General features: G+C 63.1%; 15 protein-coding genes. 5 read left to right on the top strand and 10 right to left on the bottom strand.

All coding sequences use genetic code 11. From position 1 onward, the window contains the following. Window positions 1-1,740: an acyl-CoA dehydrogenase family protein gene (locus GRI38_RS12370; RefSeq protein ID WP_160684890.1), complete on the bottom strand. Its 1,740-nt coding sequence runs from the start codon at window positions 1,738-1,740 to the stop codon at window positions 1-3. A gap of 52 nt (window positions 1,741-1,792) precedes the next feature. Here GRI38_RS12370 and GRI38_RS12365 point away from each other — a divergent pair, with 52 nt between their 5' ends. Then, the gene (locus GRI38_RS12365) at window positions 1,793-2,725 is read left to right on the top strand and encodes an L-threonylcarbamoyladenylate synthase (RefSeq protein WP_160684540.1); all 933 of its coding nucleotides are present in this window, start codon (window positions 1,793-1,795) and stop codon (window positions 2,723-2,725) included. Between the two features lie 8 nt (window positions 2,726-2,733). On the opposite strand, the gene GRI38_RS12360 is transcribed toward GRI38_RS12365, so the two are convergent. The 6 genes from GRI38_RS12360 to GRI38_RS12335 all read right to left on the bottom strand — a co-directional run bounded on the left by GRI38_RS12360 (window position 2,734) and on the right by GRI38_RS12335 (window position 8,085). Beyond that, complete coding sequence (locus tag GRI38_RS12360; RefSeq protein WP_202389985.1) at window positions 2,734-3,084, bottom strand: hypothetical protein; 351 nt, start codon at window positions 3,082-3,084, stop codon at window positions 2,734-2,736. Between the two features lie 50 nt (window positions 3,085-3,134). Then, window positions 3,135-3,917: a head GIN domain-containing protein gene (locus GRI38_RS12355; RefSeq protein ID WP_237487539.1), complete on the bottom strand. Its 783-nt coding sequence runs from the start codon at window positions 3,915-3,917 to the stop codon at window positions 3,135-3,137. Between the two features lie 123 nt (window positions 3,918-4,040). Further along, entirely contained in the window at window positions 4,041-4,574 is a 534-nt protein-coding gene (locus tag GRI38_RS12350; RefSeq protein WP_160684537.1) for a CarD family transcriptional regulator, read from the bottom strand. 272 nt (window positions 4,575-4,846) lie between these two features. Then, window positions 4,847-5,185, bottom strand: a complete 339-nt coding sequence (fdxA, locus tag GRI38_RS12345; RefSeq protein ID WP_160684534.1) for a ferredoxin FdxA — start codon at window positions 5,183-5,185, stop codon at window positions 4,847-4,849. 69 nt (window positions 5,186-5,254) lie between these two features. Further along, window positions 5,255-5,539, bottom strand: a complete 285-nt coding sequence (locus GRI38_RS12340; RefSeq protein ID WP_337191292.1) for an RNA-binding S4 domain-containing protein — start codon at window positions 5,537-5,539, stop codon at window positions 5,255-5,257. Then, the gene (locus tag GRI38_RS12335) at window positions 5,536-8,085 is read right to left on the bottom strand and encodes a helicase-related protein (RefSeq protein ID WP_419880274.1); all 2,550 of its coding nucleotides are present in this window, start codon (window positions 8,083-8,085) and stop codon (window positions 5,536-5,538) included. Before GRI38_RS12335 ends, GRI38_RS12340 begins: the two co-directional genes overlap by 4 nt. A gap of 170 nt (window positions 8,086-8,255) precedes the next feature. Here GRI38_RS12335 and GRI38_RS12330 point away from each other — a divergent pair, with 170 nt between their 5' ends. Genes GRI38_RS12330 through GRI38_RS12315 form a run of 4 tightly spaced genes read left to right on the top strand, consistent with a single transcriptional unit; the run spans window position 8,256 to window position 12,080 of the window. Beyond that, window positions 8,256-9,893, top strand: a complete 1,638-nt coding sequence (locus GRI38_RS12330; RefSeq protein WP_237487538.1) for a M23 family metallopeptidase — start codon at window positions 8,256-8,258, stop codon at window positions 9,891-9,893. A 42-nt stretch (window positions 9,894-9,935) separates the two neighbouring features. Next, window positions 9,936-10,931, top strand: a complete 996-nt coding sequence (gene hemB / locus GRI38_RS12325) for a porphobilinogen synthase (protein ID WP_160684528.1) — start codon at window positions 9,936-9,938, stop codon at window positions 10,929-10,931. After that, a complete protein-coding gene (locus tag GRI38_RS12320; protein ID WP_160684525.1) occupies window positions 10,924-11,511 on the top strand; it encodes a GNAT family N-acetyltransferase in 588 nt (195 codons plus the stop codon). Before hemB ends, GRI38_RS12320 begins: the two co-directional genes overlap by 8 nt. Next, a complete protein-coding gene (locus GRI38_RS12315; RefSeq protein ID WP_160684522.1) occupies window positions 11,508-12,080 on the top strand; it encodes a gamma carbonic anhydrase family protein in 573 nt (190 codons plus the stop codon). The genes GRI38_RS12320 and GRI38_RS12315 overlap by 4 nt, the downstream gene beginning before the upstream one ends. A 33-nt stretch (window positions 12,081-12,113) precedes the next feature. On the opposite strand, the gene GRI38_RS12310 is transcribed toward GRI38_RS12315, so the two are convergent. From GRI38_RS12310 to clpA, 3 genes are all read right to left on the bottom strand, one after another. Then, window positions 12,114-13,721 (bottom strand): cisplatin damage response ATP-dependent DNA ligase, encoded by a 1,608-nt coding sequence (locus GRI38_RS12310; protein WP_160684519.1) that lies wholly within the window; start codon window positions 13,719-13,721, stop codon window positions 12,114-12,116. Continuing rightward, window positions 13,722-14,753: a ligase-associated DNA damage response exonuclease gene (locus tag GRI38_RS12305; RefSeq protein WP_160684516.1), complete on the bottom strand. Its 1,032-nt coding sequence runs from the start codon at window positions 14,751-14,753 to the stop codon at window positions 13,722-13,724. It abuts the gene before it with no gap. Between the two features lie 83 nt (window positions 14,754-14,836). Beyond that, window positions 14,837-17,227 (bottom strand): ATP-dependent Clp protease ATP-binding subunit ClpA, encoded by a 2,391-nt coding sequence (gene clpA, locus GRI38_RS12300; RefSeq protein ID WP_160684513.1) that lies wholly within the window; start codon window positions 17,225-17,227, stop codon window positions 14,837-14,839. Window positions 17,228-17,353: the final 126 nt, after the last annotated feature.

Raw genomic sequence — 17,353 nt, 5'->3', positions numbered from 1 at the left:
CTACGACGCGAGCATTTCCGCTTCGATCACGTAAAGCGGGTCGGCCCCGGCCATTGCGGATGCCTTGAGACCGCTCGCTTCCGGAACGATCCGATCGAGGAAAAAGCGAACCGTAACCGGTTTGGTGTCTTTCAGCGACGGAGCTGCGCCGTTCTCTACCGCTTCGGCCTGTTTCGTCAGCTGCCAACCCGCTACGGCGACGGCGAACATCGTACAGAAGGGGACCGAGCCCGCCAGCTTGTCGTCGAGGCTCGCTTCGTCGCGCATCCATTTCGCAACGCTGGCGCAATCGTTCGCCAGCTGGAACAGGGCCGACTCCTGCGCGCTGTCCTGCGCAATGTCGGCTAGCAGGTCTACGACTGCCTCGCCGCCTGCAAGGGCCAGCTTGCGCGTGACGAGGTCGGCTGCCTGAATGCCGTTTGTCCCTTCGTAGATCGGCGCAATCCGCGCATCGCGCCAGTGCTGCGCCGCGCCGGTTTCCTCGACGAAGCCCATACCGCCATGCACCTGGATGCCGAGCGAGGCGACCTCGATGCCGATATCGGTCGCCCAGGCCTTCAGCAGCGGGACGAGGACCTCGCTGCGCATCTTTGCCTGCTCGTCGCCCAGCGTGCCGCGATCGGTCTGGCCGCCGGTGTAGTAGAGAAGCGCGCGGCTGCCTTCGGTCAAAGCCTTCATGCGCAGGAGCATCCGCCGCACATCGGGGTGGTCGATGATCGAAACCGCGGATTTGTCAGGCGATCCCGCCCGCGCGGACTGGACGCGCTCCCTTGCATAGGCGAGTGCCTGCTGCGTCGCGCGCTCGGCGATCTGCGTGCCCTGATTGCCGACATTGATCCGCGCATTGTTCATCATGGTGAACATGGCCGCGAGACCGCGATGCTCCGCGCCGACCAGTTCGCCGATGCACTCGTCATTGTCGCCATAGGACATGACGCAGGTGGGCGAAGCGTTGATGCCGACCTTGTGCTCGATGCTGACGCAGCGCAGGTCATTGCGCTTGCCGAGCGAACCGTCCGCCTCGACATGGTATTTCGGCACGACGAACAGCGAAATGCCCCGGCTGCCCGCCGGCGCATCCGGGGTGCGCGCGAGGACGAGGTGAACGATGTTCTCGGCCAGTTCGTGCTCGCCCCAAGTGATGTAGATCTTCTGACCCTTGATGAGATACTTGCCAGCATGTTCGCCGCTTTCGATCGGCACGGCTGTCGTGCGCAGAGCGCCAACATCGCTGCCCGCCTGCGGCTCCGTCAGGTTCATCGTTCCCGACCATGCGCCGCTGACCAGGTTCGGAAGATAGGTTGCCTGCTGCGCGGGGGTTCCGTGATGGGCCAGCGCCTCGATCGCGCCGACCGACAGGATCGGCAGCAGGGTGAAGGCCATGTTCGCCGTGCCGAGATTTTCGATGACGGCGCAGGACAGCGTAAAGGGCAAGCCCTGACCGCCGTGCTCGACCGGACCCGAGATCGCGTTCCAGCCTTGTTCGACATAGTGGGAATAGGCTTCGGCGTATCCGTCAGGCAGCCGCACGACGCCGTTCTCCAGCCGCGCCCCTTCGGTATCGCCAACGCGGTTGAGCGGTGCGAATTCCCCGGCTGCGAACGCGCCCACTCCCTCGACGATGGCTTCGACCATATCCTCTTCCGCCGCGGCGAAGCGTTCGCTCTGCGCAAGTTCGGCAATCCCGGCATTCACCCGGATGGCGAGCAACTGGTCCTGGGTGGCGGGGGAGTAGGGTATCACGGGCGAGTTTCCTTGGGATTTGGGTGTCTCTTATCTATAGGCGCACGCCATGGTGGGCAAGAACGCTACGGAAATACTGGCGGCGGACGCGGCAGGGATTGCCGAGGCCGCGCGCCGTCTCGCGCTTGGCGGGCTCGTCGCCCTGCCGACCGAAACCGTCTACGGTCTGGCTGCCCGCGCCGATGCCATGGCGGCGGTTGCGCGTATTTACGAAGCCAAGGGGCGGCCGAGCTTCAACCCCCTCATCGTTCACGTCGCTTCGCTGGAGCAAGCCGAAACGCTGGCGCTGTTCGACGAAGCGGCGCGCATTTTGGCGAGCAGGTTCTGGCCCGGACCGCTGACAATGGTGCTGCCGCTTCGGGACGCCGCCGGACTGGCACCGGCCGTGACGGCGGGACTCGAAACGGTTGCCATTCGCGTTCCCGCTCATCCCGTCATGCGCGCCGTTCTTTCCGAGGTCGACTTTCCGATCGCGGCGCCTTCCGCCAATCGCAGCGGCTTCATCAGCCCGACTTCGCCCGAACACGTGCTGGCCTCCCTCAACGGGAGGATCGACGCGATCCTCGGCGGTGGCGAATGCCGGCAAGGTCTGGAATCGACGATCGTCGCGCGGGTGGCCGATGGCTGGCGCGTCCTGCGTCCCGGCCCGATCGATATCGGCGAAAAGTTGCGCCAGACGACTTTTCAGGACGGCGAGGCCATTACTGCTCCTGGACAACTGGCGCAGCATTATGCGCCCGGCAAGCCCGTTCGACTGAATGCCGAGGCACCGCATGCGGACGAATTCATGATCGGGTTCGGCTCGGTCGCAGGTGATTGCACGCTATCGCAGAAAGGCGATCTTACCGAGGCCGCTGCAGGGCTCTATGCTTGCCTGCATCTCGCCACGAAGTCGGCGAAACCGCGGATCGCCGTGGCCGAGGTTCCGGAAGAGGGGATCGGAGAGGCGATCAACGACAGGTTGCGCCGGGCCGCTGCTTAGGCTGGCCGCTATCGATCGTAATCGGGTAAAGGCGCAGGAATCGTCGGACGCAGGAGCGCGATTTCTTCGTAAGCCTCGCGTGCATCGTCGCAGGCACCGTCATTGCCGTCCTCGCAATCTTCCATGCGCTCGAAATAGCGTCGCTCGAGCTTGCCCAGCCGTTCCTCGCGCTTGCGCAACTCGCGTCCGCGCTTCTCGTCCGATTCGGACTGGCTGGTGGTTGCCAGATCGACCGCCTTGCTCGCGACCCGCACCGGTGCCGTCGCGACGTCGAACGCCGTTCGCGCGAGACATCCGCCGAGCAGGGGCGCGGTTGAGATAAGCAGGATCAGGCCGACTTTACGCGACGCGATTGGCATGGGTGATTCGTCCTCTTCACCGCCCAATCTGCCTGCAAATGTTTAGCCGGTCATGAATTTTCGTCGGGCTCGGCCTTTTTCGCTGCCGACGTTCGCTCGGCGCAAGTCAGCGTGCCGGAGCCTGCCGCGCTGACCGTGCAACGCGCGCGGCCATACACCCTGACATCGCCCGAGCCGGCGATGCTGGCTTTTACCGTACCGTCCGAAGAGAAGCTGCCGTTGCCGGAGCCCATGATATTGATGTCGGCATCGTCCACTTCGAGGCGATCGAGGCGGGCATCGCCCGAACCGGCGATGTTCAGTTTGAGGCTGCGCGCAGTTCCATCGGCCATGACTTCGCCCGAACCGGCGATACTTACGCCAAGCTGCTCTGCTCGGAGGTTTCGCGCGGCAACGCTACCCGAACCGGCGATCGACAGCTCGGCCTCGCTCGCCAGCTCATCCGTCTCGACTGCGCCCGAACCAGCGACAGCGATGCTAACAGGGGAGGCCATGGTGACGCGGATTGTCGCCCTGCCCTTGGTCGAGGTCATGCTACGCTCGCGCGAAATCTCGAGCTTATCGCCCCGCCGATCGAAGCGCAGCAATTCGCGGACGTCAGGGTCGCCCTCGACCTCGATCGCCAGCCTTTCTCCGCGTTGCAGGATGACGCGATCCGACCCTGCGAGCGAGAGGCGAGTGGGCGCGTCACCGCTCATGTCGAGCTCGCTCAAGGGAACGCCCGAACTGGAACTCATGCCGTAGCCACCCGCATTGCTGCAACCGGCGATGGCCATTCCCAGGGCCGTGGCGGCAAGCGGTGCGAAACTGCGAAAGAACGGTTTGAACGACATGGACGGTCTCCTCGAATGTGCGTATTACCGTTATAATACAGCGCGAGGGCGACGCCAATCCCCCAAACGAAAAGGGCCGCCCGTTCGGGCGACCCTCGTCGTTCCTCATCGAGTGTTCGTCGATCAGTCTTCGTCGTTATTGTCGTAATATTGCGGAGCATGTTCCCGCAGGACGTCGAGGATCTTTTCGAGCGCCGTCGGCTCGTCGGTCTTTTCCATCGCGGCAAGTTCGCGCGCCAGTCGGCTCGAGGCGGCTTCGAAAATCTGTCGTTCGGAATAGCTCTGTTCGGGCTGATCGTCGGGACGGAACAGATCGCGCGTGACCTCGGCGATCGACACGAGATCGCCGGAATTGATCTTCGCTTCGTATTCCTGCGCACGGCGGGACCACATGGTCCGCTTGACCTTCGGCTTGCCCTTCAGCGTTTCCATCGCTTCCTTGAGCGTCTTGTCGCTGGACAGTTTGCGCATGCCGATCGATTCGATCTTGTTGGTCGGAACGCGCAGAGTCATCCGTTCCTTCTCGAAGCGCAGCACATAGAGTTCGAGTTGCATCCCGGCGATTTCTTCGTTCTGCAATTCGATGACGCGCCCGACGCCATGCTTGGGGTACACTACGTAATCGCCAACATCGAAGGCCGTTGCTTCGCCTGCCATACCAATTTCCTTATCCAATCGAGACTTTTCGCCTGAATTTATCGATTTTCCGGTCATTGGGGGGCCGCCGCGCTCTCGCATGGGAGCGCGCACGGAACGACCGGAAAGGCGGATAACGGCTTTATAAGCCTTTCGAAATAAACGCACGCTGACCGAAAAGCCGGTCAGACGAACAGTTGTTTACCACAACTGAAACAAAATTGCCAGTCGTCAACATATCAGGTTAGCTGAGAAGACCGACCGGTCGGCGCTAGTTCCGCTGAACGAATGCGTTAGTCGCCTTCGCCTGGGGCGTCGGTGAAGTACTTCTCGAACTTGTTCTCTTCGCCCTTGTGCTCGTCGGCGTCGGCCGGCGGCTCTTTCTGCTGCGTGATGTTCGGCCATTCCGCAGACAGCTTCGTGTTGAGTTCGAGCCACTTCTCGAGCCCGTCCTCGGTATCGGGCAGGATGGCTTCCGCCGGGCATTCGGGTTCGCAAACGCCGCAATCGATACATTCGCTCGGATTGATGACGAGCATCGTTTCGCCCTCGTAGAAACAATCGACCGGGCATACCTCGACGCAGTCGGTGTATTTGCATTTGATGCAGGCATCGGTGACGACGTAAGTCATTGCGGCTAAGTCCTTTGGCTCGTGCGAACGCTCGAAAATCCGGCTGCTATGGCGGAAACATGTGCCCGGTCAAGAGTGCGCGTCGATCGCGCGGTAATGGCGATGCGCCTCGACGGCGGAGCCTCTGCGCTCCGGCAGGGCGATAACCTCTATGGTGCGTACTTCGTTCCCGATCGGCAGGGTAAGGATGTCTCCCGCCCTGACGCATGCGCTCGACCGCGTGATGCGCTGCCGGTTACAGCGGATATGGCCCTGTTCGACGAGCGTTTGCGCTATGCTACGGGTGCGGCAAAAGCGCAGGTAACAAAGCAGCCTGTCGATCCGCAGGCTTTCCGGACCGCAGTCGCCGATCAACGAACGAGATCGGCCAACGCGCCGAACGGATTGCCTTCGCCGACGGTCTTCGGTTTGCCTTTGCCTCGCGCGGGCTTTCTCCCCTGCGGTTTGCGGCGGGACGGGCGCCATCCCCAGCGATCCGGGGCGGGCGGACCGAAGGCTGCTTCGGGGAGGGCTCGGCCTTGCGAGATACGGAACCCGCCGGCCTGCATCAGGCGACGGAAACTGCTCTCTTCGAGGCCGATGGAGATAGCGAGAGCCGAGTCGAAGGCAAATTTCTGCGACTGCGTCTTGCCGCGCGCATCATGCGCAGCGCGGAGAATCTTTTCGGCGAGGTCGATGCGGATCGCCTGATCGCCTGCCGGACGGTAACCGCTCGGCAGCTTGCGGATCGTCTTCAGCACCGGAAGCATATCGGCCTGGAGCGGTCTGCGGTCGATGCCGAGGTCGTGCAACAGGCGGCGCGGTGCAGGCTTCAGCAGGGAAACCACAAAGATGTCGAGCGCGCCAAAAGTGACACCAAGACGTCGCAGAAAGGGGCGGAGCTCTTTCGGCAGGTGGTCGAGCCCGGCATTTTCTCGCGAAACGAAACCGTGGCCTGCCACGAGCTTGTGCAAGAGCGCCCGTGCCTGCGATCCCGCTTGCGGATCGCGGGTCGCTTCCTGCAGTTTCTCGAGGGGGGCAAGCGGCTCGAGTTTCTTCGAGAGCCACGCTTCCAGTGCTTCGGTCAGCCGCGTCCTGCTCGCATCGGGCAGCAGGGACAGATCGCGGCCAAGAACGACATCGGGCCGCACCTGTCCGTCGCGCAATTCGAGAAGCGCAAGCTTGCGCCCCTGCCAGATAATCGCGCCCTGTTCGATCGAGGCGCCAGCGAACTCGCTGTCGATCAGCTTCGTCGCCCGTTCGGCGAGGATGCGGGGAAGTGCCTTTTCCGCGGCGGCAACAAGCATCCGGTGATCCTCATGCCCGGCCGCGGGATCGACGACGAAGCGAAAGCCCTCGATTCGCCCGATCTCCTCGTCCTCGACGAGGACTACGCCGTCATCGTTCAGCGAGATCGGCAACAGTCCCGCATCCTGTCCGACTGTCTTCATGAGGATTGCTGTCCTTCGATTAACGAATCGCTCGGTAAGGCGCGCATGCAAGGCATCCGACAATTTCGCCTCGGCCGCGCGGGCTCGCGCCGCCATCTCGTCGCGCGCCATGACCCAGTCGGGGCGCTGACAGATATACGCCCAGCTCCTGATCGCGGCAATGCGTCCCTGCAGGGTGTCGATGTCGCCCTGCACATTGTCGAGTTCGGAAATGCGCGCCGCGACGTAGTCGGCTCCGAGATAGCCTTCGCGCAAATCCTGCCACAAGCGCCCGACGAAACGAGCGTGCATGTCGGTGCCCTGGCTGCGAAAGTCCGGCAGGGAGCAGGCTTCCCAGAAACGCCTTATCGAAGCCGAACCTCTAACCGAAGAGGTTAAGCCATCCTCGTGCAACCGCTTGAGAACGGCTAAGTCCAGCGCTTCGGGCGCGGCGGCGAGTGCCGGGTTCTCGGGCGACGCTTCCAGGTCGGCGATCAGCATTTCCACTGTGTCGAAGCGCGGCTCGGCCTCGCGCCAGAACAGGCGCGTCAGCGGCGCGAAACGATGCTCCTCGATCGCGAAAATCTCATCTTCGGTGAATTCGGGTGGCGAGGCGGCGGACCGGCCCTTGCCGGACGCTCCCGTCAGAACGCCGAACGTGCCGTCGCGCTGATGCCGCCCGGCCCGTCCGGCAATCTGCGCCATTTCTGCAGGGAGCAGGCGGCGCTGCCGGATACCGTCGAATTTCGTGAGGCCGGCAAAGGCGACATGGTTGAGGTCGAGATTGAGGCCCATGCCGATCGCATCGGTCGCGACGATGTAATCAACTTCGCCCGACTGGAACAGCTCGACCTGGCGATTTCGGGTTTCCGGGCTGAGCGCGCCCATTACCACCGCCGAACCGCCCCGAAAGCGGCGCAGCATCTCGGCTACGCCATAGACCTGCTCCGCGGAGAAGGCGACGATCGCGCTGCGCGGCGGCAGGCGTGAAAGTTTGCGTGCGCCAATATGTTTGAGCGTCGAAAAGCGCGGTCGCTCGATCATTTCCGCCTGGGGCTCGAGCTGCTTCACGAGAGGCTCCAGCGTTGCCGAGCCGAGCAGCATGGTTTCCTCGCGCCCGCGGAAATGCAGCAGGCGGTCGGTAAAGATATGACCGCGTTCGCGATCGGCGGCGAGTTGCGCTTCGTCCAAAGCCACGAAGGCGAAATCGCCCTCCGGCCCGCCGCCGCCACCCGGCCGGCGATAGGGCATCGCCTCGACCGTACACAGGAAGTAGCGGGCAGTGGGCGGTTCGATCCGCTGTTCGCCGGTGATGAGGGCAACTTGCGCCTCACCCTTGATGGCGACCACCCGATCATAGACTTCGCGTGCAAGCAACCGCAGGGGAAAGCCGATCGCTCCGCTCGAATGGGCGCACATCCGCTCGATCGCGAGGTGGGTCTTGCCGGTATTGGTCGGCCCGAGCACCGCTTTCAGATTGTTGCCTTCCACGCAGATGAAGATGGCATCGCACAAGTCGAGCCGCAACCACCGCGCCAACCGTTCCAACAGTTTGCCTCGTTCCTCGCGCCTTTCGTCGACGAGTTAATGCGAATTTAACTTTGATTTTGGATACGATTTGGGCATTTGCCGCTGGGAGCGGGGTTATCGAAGGGGCGGAATTGGATCAGCCGCGAGCATTTTCGAACGCCATCGAAGACGAGGTAGAAACGGCCGAGACCGTCGAACACGGTCCCGTCAGTCGCGCCGTCGTCGAGCGTGACGGTGCGAGTGGTCGCGCGCGGCGCAGGAAAGGCGCTCGCGGCGCTGGTTTCCTGCGGCGGCTGAAGCTCTCGCGCACGAAGGTCGAGCGAAAGCTGGCGGATATCGAATTTGCACCGGACCTCGCGGAAGGCATCGGCAGCCGCAAGTGGTTCCGCGGTGCCGGTACGATGGTTGCGCTGATCGCGGTATCGGTTGCCCTGTGGCCTGAATTCGCGCCTCTCGAAGCGGCGACCATCGCGGAACTCGATGAAGAAACACATGACGAGTTTCGCAGCCAGATGATCATGCCGCTGGCGCTCGGCGGCGATACGGGGCGGCGCATGGCGGCGACCGATGCGGTCCGGCTGCTGCGCGCGGCCCCGGAACGCCCGCAATTGCAATTGCTTGCGACCTACGGCCAGGGCGACAGCCTGACGTCGATGCTTCGCCGGTCCGGGCTCGAACCGTTTCAGGCGGCGGAAGTCGAAGCGATGATCGGGCGAGCCTTCCCGCTGGAGGACATCGAGCCCGGCACGCAGTTCGCCATCACCCTGGGGCGCCGGCCGGCTGCGGATGAGCCTCGCCCGCTCGACAATCTCAGCTTCCGGGCGCGCTTCGATCTCGAAATGGCGCTCAATCGCACGGACGGACAACTTGCCGTCGAAAAGCAGGTCATCCGCGTCGATGACACGCCCCTACGGATTCGCGGTGAAGTGGGTGGCAGCCTTTATCGAAGCGCGCGTGCCGCGGGCGCGCCCGCCAGCGCCATCCAGGCCTATCTGAAAGCGATGGGCGATCACATGGATCTCGGCTCGATCGGGTCATCCGACACGTTCGACATGATCCTGTCCTACAGGCGCGCGGAAACCGGCGAGCGTCAGGCCGGCAAGCTGTTATTCGCCGGGATCGAGCGCGGCGGGCAGGCGAAAGCGCAGCTGATGCGCTTCGGCGACAAGGATGAATTTTTCGATGCTTCGGGTACGGGAGAGCAGCGCAGCGGATTGATCGCGCCGGTTCCCGGCTCGATGTCGTCGCGTTACGGCATGCGCCGCCACCCGATCCTGGGCTACAAGCGGATGCATGCGGGCCTCGATTTCCGCGGTCGCCATGGAACACCGATCGTCGCAGTCACCGACGGCACGGTAAGCGGTGCCGGTCGCATGGGCGGTTGCGGCATTGCTGTGCGCTTGAATCATGCAGGCGGTCTGTCGACCCGCTATTGCCACATGAGCCGGATGGCGGTCAGTCGCGGCCAACGCGTCCGGCGCGGTCAGGTCATCGGCTATATCGGCTCCACCGGCCTTTCGACCGGTCCGCACCTTCACTACGAGATGTATCGCGGCAACCGGCACGTCGATCCGGCCTCGGTGAAATATGTGACGCGGCAGCAACTCACCCGCGCACAGCTCGCGCAGTTCCGGGAGAACCTTGCCCGGCTGAAGCGCGTGGCTCCGGGAGAAGCGCTGGCCGAACTTGCCCCGCAGACCGACGAAGCGCCGAAGCCCATGCGCGAAATTGACCGGCTGAACCAGAACCAGGTTCAGCGCGTCGACTAGACCTCTTGCGCAGCGCCATGCGAAGGGCCATCACGCCTTCGCATGATACCCAGCTATCCAGCATTGCGGATGCGCCGCACCCGGTCCAGTTCGTGGAGCCGGGCGATGCATCGCGAAACGACGCTTTTGCCGAGCGACCTGATCTGGCCGCTCTTCGTGACGGACGGGAACGAAGTCGAGCAGCCGATCGAAAGCCTGCCGGGCGTCTCGCGCTGGTCGGTGGACCGGATCGTGGAGCGGGCGCGGGAAGCGGCTTCGCTCGGTATTCCGTGCCTTGCACTGTTTCCCAATACACAGGGGGACAAGCGTAGCGACGACGGGGCGGAAGCGCACAATCCCGACAATCTGATGTGCCGTGCGATCCGGGCGATAAAGGATGCCTGCGGCGAGGATATCGGGGTTCTGACCGACGTCGCGCTCGACCCCTATACCAGTCACGGACAGGACGGACTGATCGACGATCGCGGATACGTGGTGAACGACGCGACGGTCGAGGCGCTCGTCGCGCAGGCGCTCAATCAGGCCGCAGCGGGGGCGGACGTCATCGCACCCTCGGACATGATGGACGGGCGCATCGGCGCAATTCGCACAGCGCTGGAGGCGGAAGGCCACGTCAATATCCAGATCATGTCCTATGCCGCGAAATACGCTTCGGCCTTTTACGGTCCGTTCCGCGACGCAGTGGGTTCGGGCGGGCTTCTGAAAGGCGATAAAAAAAGCTATCAGATGGATCCGGCCAATGCGGAAGAGGCACTGCGCGAAGTGGCTCTCGATCTGGCTGAGGGCGCGGACAGCGTGATGGTGAAGCCGGGACTCGCCTATCTCGACATTGTCTATCGGGTAAAGCAGCGCTTCGAAGTCCCGGTCTTCGCCTATCAGGTGAGCGGGGAATATGCTCTCATCGAGTTCGGTGCGAAGGCTGGCGTCGGCGATCGCGATGCGCTGATGATGGAGAAGTTGCTGGCGTTCAAGCGGGCGGGATGCAGCGGCGTCCTGAGCTATCATGCGGCGGACGCCGCCCGCCTCCTCAATGGATGATAGCGCCCGTCCTTTCCGCCATGAAACCGAGCGGCTCATCCTGCGCGACTGGCGCGAGGAGGACTGGCACGAGTTCTGGCGCGTCACCAATACCCCCGCGGTCATGCGTTATCTCGGCGACGAACTGGACGAGGCGGGCATGGCGGCGGCCTGGCAGCGACTTCAGGGCTATGCACGCGATTATGGCCACACCTTCTGGCTGCTCGAGCGCAAGCCGGACGGAGGACACTTGTCCGGCGAGGTTCTCGGCTTCTGCGGATTGAAACGGTCGAATGTCGAGGGCGAAACGGTCTTCGGCATGATGGAAGTCGGCTGGCGCCTGCGCGAAGATGCGTGGGGCCGGGGTTATGCCAGGGAAGCGGCGATCGCTTCGCTCAATCTCGGCTTCGATCGCTTCGGGGGTGAAGAAATCGTCGCGCTGACCGTACCCGACAACAAGGCAAGCTGGGGGCTGATGGAGCGGCTCGGCATGAAACGAAGGCCCGATCTCGACTTCGTCGACCAGCGTTACGGCCCCGAACTCAATCCGCACATCGTCTATGCGATCGAACGCGCAGACTGGCAGGAGCAACGACAATGACCAAACACCGACCGGGCGTGAACATCGTCCCGATCCACGGCAAGACCCCGCAAATCCACGACAGTGCCTTCATCGCGCCGGGCTGTACGATCATCGGGGACGTGACCATCGGCGCGGCTTCGTCCGTCTGGTACAATTGCGTGCTGCGCGCCGATGTCAGCCGTATCGTCATCGGCGAGCGGACCAACATCCAAGACGGCAGCATCGTCCATTGCGACCCCGAACGGCCCGGAGATCCCGAAGGCTCGCCCTGCCTGATCGGTGACGACGTGCTGATCGGGCATCTTGCGATGGTCCATGGTTGCATCATCGCGGATCGCGGCTTCATGGGGCTCGGCGCGATCGCGATGAATAAGGCCTTCATCGCGAGCGATGCGATGCTGGCGGCGGGAGCCATGCTGACCGAAGGAAAGCGCATGGGCGAGCGCGAATTGTGGGGCGGGCGGCCGGCGCGCAAGATGCGGGATCTGGACGATGCCGCGATCGCCGGGATGCGCATGGGTGTTGCGCATTACGCCGAGAATGCGAAGGCGCATGCCAAAGCGGTCGCGGAGGCCGATCTCAGCTGAGCGAAGTTGCGCCGCGCAACTTTACAGGTGCGGTCAGTCGCGGACCATCGCCAGCAAGGTCTCAATCCGGTCGGCTTCGTGGGCGGGCTTGTCCCACCTGATCCGGTGAATGCGGGGGAAGCGCATCGCCAGCCCGGACTTGTGTCGCTTGCTCGCATGAATGCTGTCGAACGCGACTTCGAAGACAAGTTCCTTTTCCGTCTCGCGCACGGGCCCGAACCGGTTGATCGTGTTTTGCCGCACATGCCGGTCGATCTTCTTCAGTTCCTCGTCGGTGAAGCCCGAATAGGCCTTGCCGACCGGCAGGAGATCGGCACCCTTGTCGGGATCGCCGTCCCAGCACCCGAAGGTGTAGTCAGAGAAGAAGCTGGAGCGTTTGCCCGAACCGCGCTGCGCATACATTAGGACGCAATCGACAAGCAGCGGGTCGCGCTTCCACTTGTACCACAGGCCCGTCTTGCGTCCGGCGATATAGGGGCTGTCCCGCCGCTTCAGCATCAGCCCCTCGATGGCATCGCCACGGCTCGATTCGCGGATCGCGGCAAGTTCTTCGAAGGTTTTCGCCTCGACCACCCGGCTGAGATCGAAATGCGTCTCGGGTAATTCGCCGATCAATTTCTCGAGCCGCGCGCGCCGCTTCGACCAGGGAAGGGCGCGCAAATCTTCCCCGCGCCATTGCAGCACGTCGTAGAGCCGGACGAAAGCGGGGGCCTCGCGCAGCATCTTCTTCGAAACGGTCTTGCGGCCCAGGCGCTGCTGCAACGCATTGAAGCTCGCAGCGCCACCTTCCTCGCCGCCCTGATGCGTTCCGCGTACCAGCAATTCGCCGTCGAGGACCGCCTGTATGTCGAGCGCGTCGACCATCTCCGGGAAGGTCGCGGAAATATCGTCACCGCTGCGCGAATAGACCCTCGTTTCCGCATCCTCGCCGACACCGGCATGGACGAGTTGGACCCGAATGCCGTCCCATTTCCACTCCGCCGCATAGTCGTCCATCGAGACGACCGTTTCCTCAAGAGGATGCGCGAGCATGAAGGGGCGGAACAGGGGAAGGTTCTCTGTATCGGGGGGATCTCCGCCCTTGGCTGCCCAGTCGAACAGTTCGGGATAGGGCGGGGCGAGGCCGTGCCAATACTCCTCTACTTCGTCGACCGAAACGTCGAAGGCCTGCGCGAAAGCGGTCTTTGCGAGGCGCGCCGAAACGCCGATGCGCATCGCGCCGGTTGCCATTTTGAGAAGGGCATAGCGGCCTGACGGATCGAGTCGGTCGAGTAGACGCCCAAGTTCACCAATCGCCGTCTTGCGCGTCATGGCGGACAGCGCCTCGACCGCTTCGGCGACGCTTGGCGGGTGGCGGGTCTCGTCCTCGGGAGCAGGCCATAGCAGGCTGGCACATTCCGCCGTGTCCCCGACGAAATCCCGCGAGAGGGTCCAGAGGATAGGGTCGACCCTTTCCTTGAGGAGGTTGCGGATCGTCGAACTCTTCACGGCCGGAAAGTCGAGCCCATCGGACAGGGCAGCGAGAGCCCAGCCGCGATCGGGATCGGGCGTTTCGCGCAGATATTCGGCAATCAGCGCGAGCTTCGTATTCCGGCTGCGCGTATAGACGAGCGTATCGATGAGAGCCGCGAACCGCTCCACTCAATCGTCCTCGTCGTCATAGCCGACCAGCGCGAGTGCGCGTGCGCGTCGCTGCGTCAGCTGATGCCAGCGAAGCAGGGCTTCCTCTCGGCCATGCGTGATCCAGCTTTCATAAGGGTTCACCTCTTCGACCGTGCGAATGAGCTCGTCCCAATCCGCATGGTCCGAGATGATGAGCGGCAGTTCGACATTGCGCTGCCGGGCGCGCTGGCGGACGCGCATCCAGCCGCTCGCCATCGCCGTGATCGGCTCGGGCAGGCGGCGCGACCAGCGGTCGTTCAGCGCCGATGGCGGGCAGACAACGATATGTCCGCGCATATCGTCTTTCTTGTAGTCCGAGACCAGGCGCAATTCGCCGAGATCGACGCCGTGCTCTTCATAGAGGCGACACATCTTCTCCATCGCTCCATGCAGATAGATCGGCGCAACATGGCCCGCGCGGCGCAGTTCGGCGATGACTCGCTGCGCCTTTCCCAACGCATAGGCACCGACGAGCACGCAGCGGTCGGGTTCGTCGGCCAGCCGCTTCAGCAGCTTGGCGATTTCGTCCTCAATTGGGGGATGGGTGAAGATCGGCAGGCCGAACGTCGCCTCCGTCACGAGGATGTCGCACGGGGTGACCTGGAACGGGGGGCAGGTCGGATCGGGTCGCCGCTTGTAATCGCCGGTCACGATGACCTTCTCGCCCGCATGTTCGAGTAAGATTTGCGCACTGCCCAGCACGTGACCTGCCGGGATATATGTCGCATCGACGCCGCCCTTCAGGCGGATGGTTTCGCCATAGGCGACCGGTACGGCCTTGTGCGAAATTTCCCCTAAGTCGTCCTCTGCACCGGTGCGATAGCGCAGTTCCATGATTGCCAGCGTTTCGGGGGTGGCGACCGTCTCGCCATGCCCGCCGCGTGCATGATCGGCATGGCCATGCGTAACGAGTGCATGGGGGACCGCGCGCGAAGGATCGACCCAGCTATCGGCGGGAAGGATATGGATGCCGTGCGGCTCGGGCTTTATCCAGGAGAAGGGCTGCGCCATCCCTTGCAAAACCGAAACGGGGTGCGAACCGTTCCCGCCGATCCGCACCCCGCTTTCATGTCTTGCGCCGAAGAAGCGCCACGTCAGCTTTTGCTGTCGCCGCCTTCCGCATTATCGCTCGCATCGGCTTCGGGCTTCGCGTTGCCGGCATCCTTCTTCGAGGTCGACTTCTTCCGCGAGGCCTTCTGCTTGGTCGCCTTGGGAGCGGCAGGCGTAATCTCGAAGGACGGCTTGTCGTCCTTGATCGAAACCTGCACTTCGCCGCCCTCGGCCAGCTTGCCGAACAGCAGTTCCTCGGCGAGGGGTTGCTTGATCCGCTCCTGGATCAGGCGGCCCATCGGGCGCGCACCGTACAGACGGTCATAGCCGCGATCGCCCATCCACTTGCGCGCATCGGCATCGAACTGGATGTCGACATTCTGCTCCGCCAGTTGCAGCTCGAGCTGCAGGATGAACTTGTCGACGACCCGTGCGACCGTATCCTTGCCGAGATAGCCGAACGGTACGATCGCATCGAGGCGGTTGCGGAATTCGGGGGTGAACATCTTCTTCACCGCTTCCTCGCTCGCGTCTTCCTTCGACACGTCACCGAAGCCGATGCCCTGTCGCGCCATGTCGGCAGCGCCGGCGTTGGTCGTCATGATGAGCACGACGTTGCGGAAATCCACCGTCTTGCCGTGATGATCGGTCAGGCGTCCGTTATCCATCACCTGCAACAGGATGTTGAAGAGGTCGGGATGTGCTTTCTCGATCTCGTCGAGCAGCAGGACGCAATGCGGGTTCTGGTCGATCGCATCGGTGAGGAGACCGCCCTGATCGTAGCCAACATAGCCCGGAGGCGCGCCGATGAGCCGCGAGACGGAGTGCCGCTCCATGTATTCGGACATGTCGAAGCGCTTCAGTTCGATGCCCATGATGCTGGCAAGCTGACGCGCGACTTCGGTCTTGCCGACGCCGGTCGGGCCGGAGAAAAGGAAGCTGCCGATCGGCTTGTCCGGATCGCGCAGACCGGCCCGCGACAGCTTCATCGCGGTCGAAAGCTTCTGCACTGCGGGGTCCTGCCCGAAAACGACGTGCTTCAGGTCGCGTTCGAGGTTCTCGAGCGCCTTCTTGTCGTCCTTCGAGACCGATTTCGGCGGGATGCGTGCCATCGTCGCGATGACGGCTTCGATCTCGCGCGCGGTGATCTTCTTCTTGCGGCGGCTGGGCGCGACTAGCATCTGCATCGCGCCGACCTCGTCGATCACGTCGATCGCCTTGTCGGGCAGCTTGCGGTCGTTGATATAGCGCGCCGAGAGTTCGACGGCGGTCTTGATCGCGTCGGGAGTGTACTTGACCTTGTGGTGTTCCTCGAAGGCTGAGCGCAGACCCTTCAGGATCTTCACCGTATCCTCGATCGTCGGCTCGTTCACGTCGATCTTCTGGAACCGCCGCAGGAGGGCGCGATCCTTTTCGAAGTGATTGCGGAATTCCTTGTAGGTCGTCGAGCCGATGCAGCGAATGGTCCCGCCCGACAATGCGGGCTTCAACAGGTTCGAGGCATCCATCGCCCCGCCGCTGGTCGCGCCGGCACCGATAACGGTGTGGATTTCATCGATGAAGAGGATCGCGTGTGGCAGCTTTTCGAGTTCCGTGACCACCTGCTTCAGGCGTTCCTCGAAATCGCCGCGATACCGCGTTCCGGCGAGCAGCGCGCCCATGTCGAGCGAATAGATGACCGCTTCCGACAGGACTTCTGGGACGTCGCCTTCCACGATTTTGCGCGCGAGGCCTTCGGCGATAGCGGTCTTGCCCACGCCGGGATCGCCGACATAGAGGGGGTTGTTCTTCGAGCGGCGACACAGGATCTGCACGGTCCGGTCGACTTCGGGACCGCGTCCGATCAGCGGGTCGACGCGCCCGTCTTCGGCCTTCTTGTTGAGGTCGACCGTGAACTGGTCGAGCGCCGATTCCTTCTTGTTCGGTTCGGCGGATTTCTCGGTCGCGGCGGCAGCGCCTTCTTCGCCCTCGGCTGCCTTGGATTCGATCTGCTTGCCGCCCTTGCCGATGCCGTGGCTGATGAAGCTGACGGCATCGAGCCGACTCATGTCCTGCTGCTGCAGGAAGTAGACGGCATAGCTGTCGCGTTCGGAGAACAGCGCGACGAGGACGTTTGCCCCGGTGACGGTGTCCTTGCCCGACGACTGGACGTGCAGGATCGCGCGCTGGATCACGCGCTGGAAACCGGCGGTCGGCTGGGGATCGTCTTCGCCCTGACTTTTCAGCGACTGGTATTCCTGATCGAGATATTGCTTCACCGCCTCTCCGAGTTCGGTGAGATCGACCCCGCAGGAAACCATGACCTGCGCCGCGTCCTCATCGTCGATCAGGGCGAGCAGCAGATGTTCCAGCGTCGCATATTCGTGACGTCGCTGTCCGGCATCGTTCAGTGCCGAATGGAGGGTCTTTTCGAGATTTTGGGCAAAGCTTGGCATTCAGACGTCTCTTCGTAGGGAAGGAAGGGGAACAGTCGAGCTACAGGTTAGCGCAAGAACCTTAGCCAATACTGTATATGGAGCGGATATAGGCACGCCCGGCGCGATTTTGAGTCCGCAAGGCGC

Source organism: Parapontixanthobacter aurantiacus (assembly GCF_009827635.1).
GTDB classification, from domain to species: domain Bacteria; phylum Pseudomonadota; class Alphaproteobacteria; order Sphingomonadales; family Sphingomonadaceae; genus Parapontixanthobacter; species Parapontixanthobacter aurantiacus.
The sequence above is the reverse complement of the archived record's forward strand: the minus strand, read 5'-3'. Positions and strand labels throughout refer to the sequence as shown.

Coding starts and splice junctions, on each gene's coding strand:
- GRI38_RS12315 (WP_160684522.1), top strand. CDS start 11,508: ATGACCAAACACCGACCGGGCGTGAACATCGTCCCGATCCACGGCAAG.
- hemB (WP_160684528.1), top strand. CDS start 9,936: ATGATACCCAGCTATCCAGCATTGCGGATGCGCCGCACCCGGTCCAGT.
- GRI38_RS12320 (WP_160684525.1), top strand. CDS start 10,924: ATGGATGATAGCGCCCGTCCTTTCCGCCATGAAACCGAGCGGCTCATC.
- GRI38_RS12365 (WP_160684540.1), top strand. CDS start 1,793: ATGGTGGGCAAGAACGCTACGGAAATACTGGCGGCGGACGCGGCAGGG.
- fdxA (WP_160684534.1), bottom strand. CDS start 5,185: ATGACTTACGTCGTCACCGATGCCTGCATCAAATGCAAATACACCGAC.
- GRI38_RS12350 (WP_160684537.1), bottom strand. CDS start 4,574: ATGGCAGGCGAAGCAACGGCCTTCGATGTTGGCGATTACGTAGTGTAC.
- clpA (WP_160684513.1), bottom strand. CDS start 17,227: ATGCCAAGCTTTGCCCAAAATCTCGAAAAGACCCTCCATTCGGCACTG.
- GRI38_RS12360 (WP_202389985.1), bottom strand. CDS start 3,084: ATGCCAATCGCGTCGCGTAAAGTCGGCCTGATCCTGCTTATCTCAACC.
- GRI38_RS12355 (WP_237487539.1), bottom strand. CDS start 3,917: ATGTCGTTCAAACCGTTCTTTCGCAGTTTCGCACCGCTTGCCGCCACG.
- GRI38_RS12305 (WP_160684516.1), bottom strand. CDS start 14,753: ATGGCGCAGCCCTTCTCCTGGATAAAGCCCGAGCCGCACGGCATCCAT.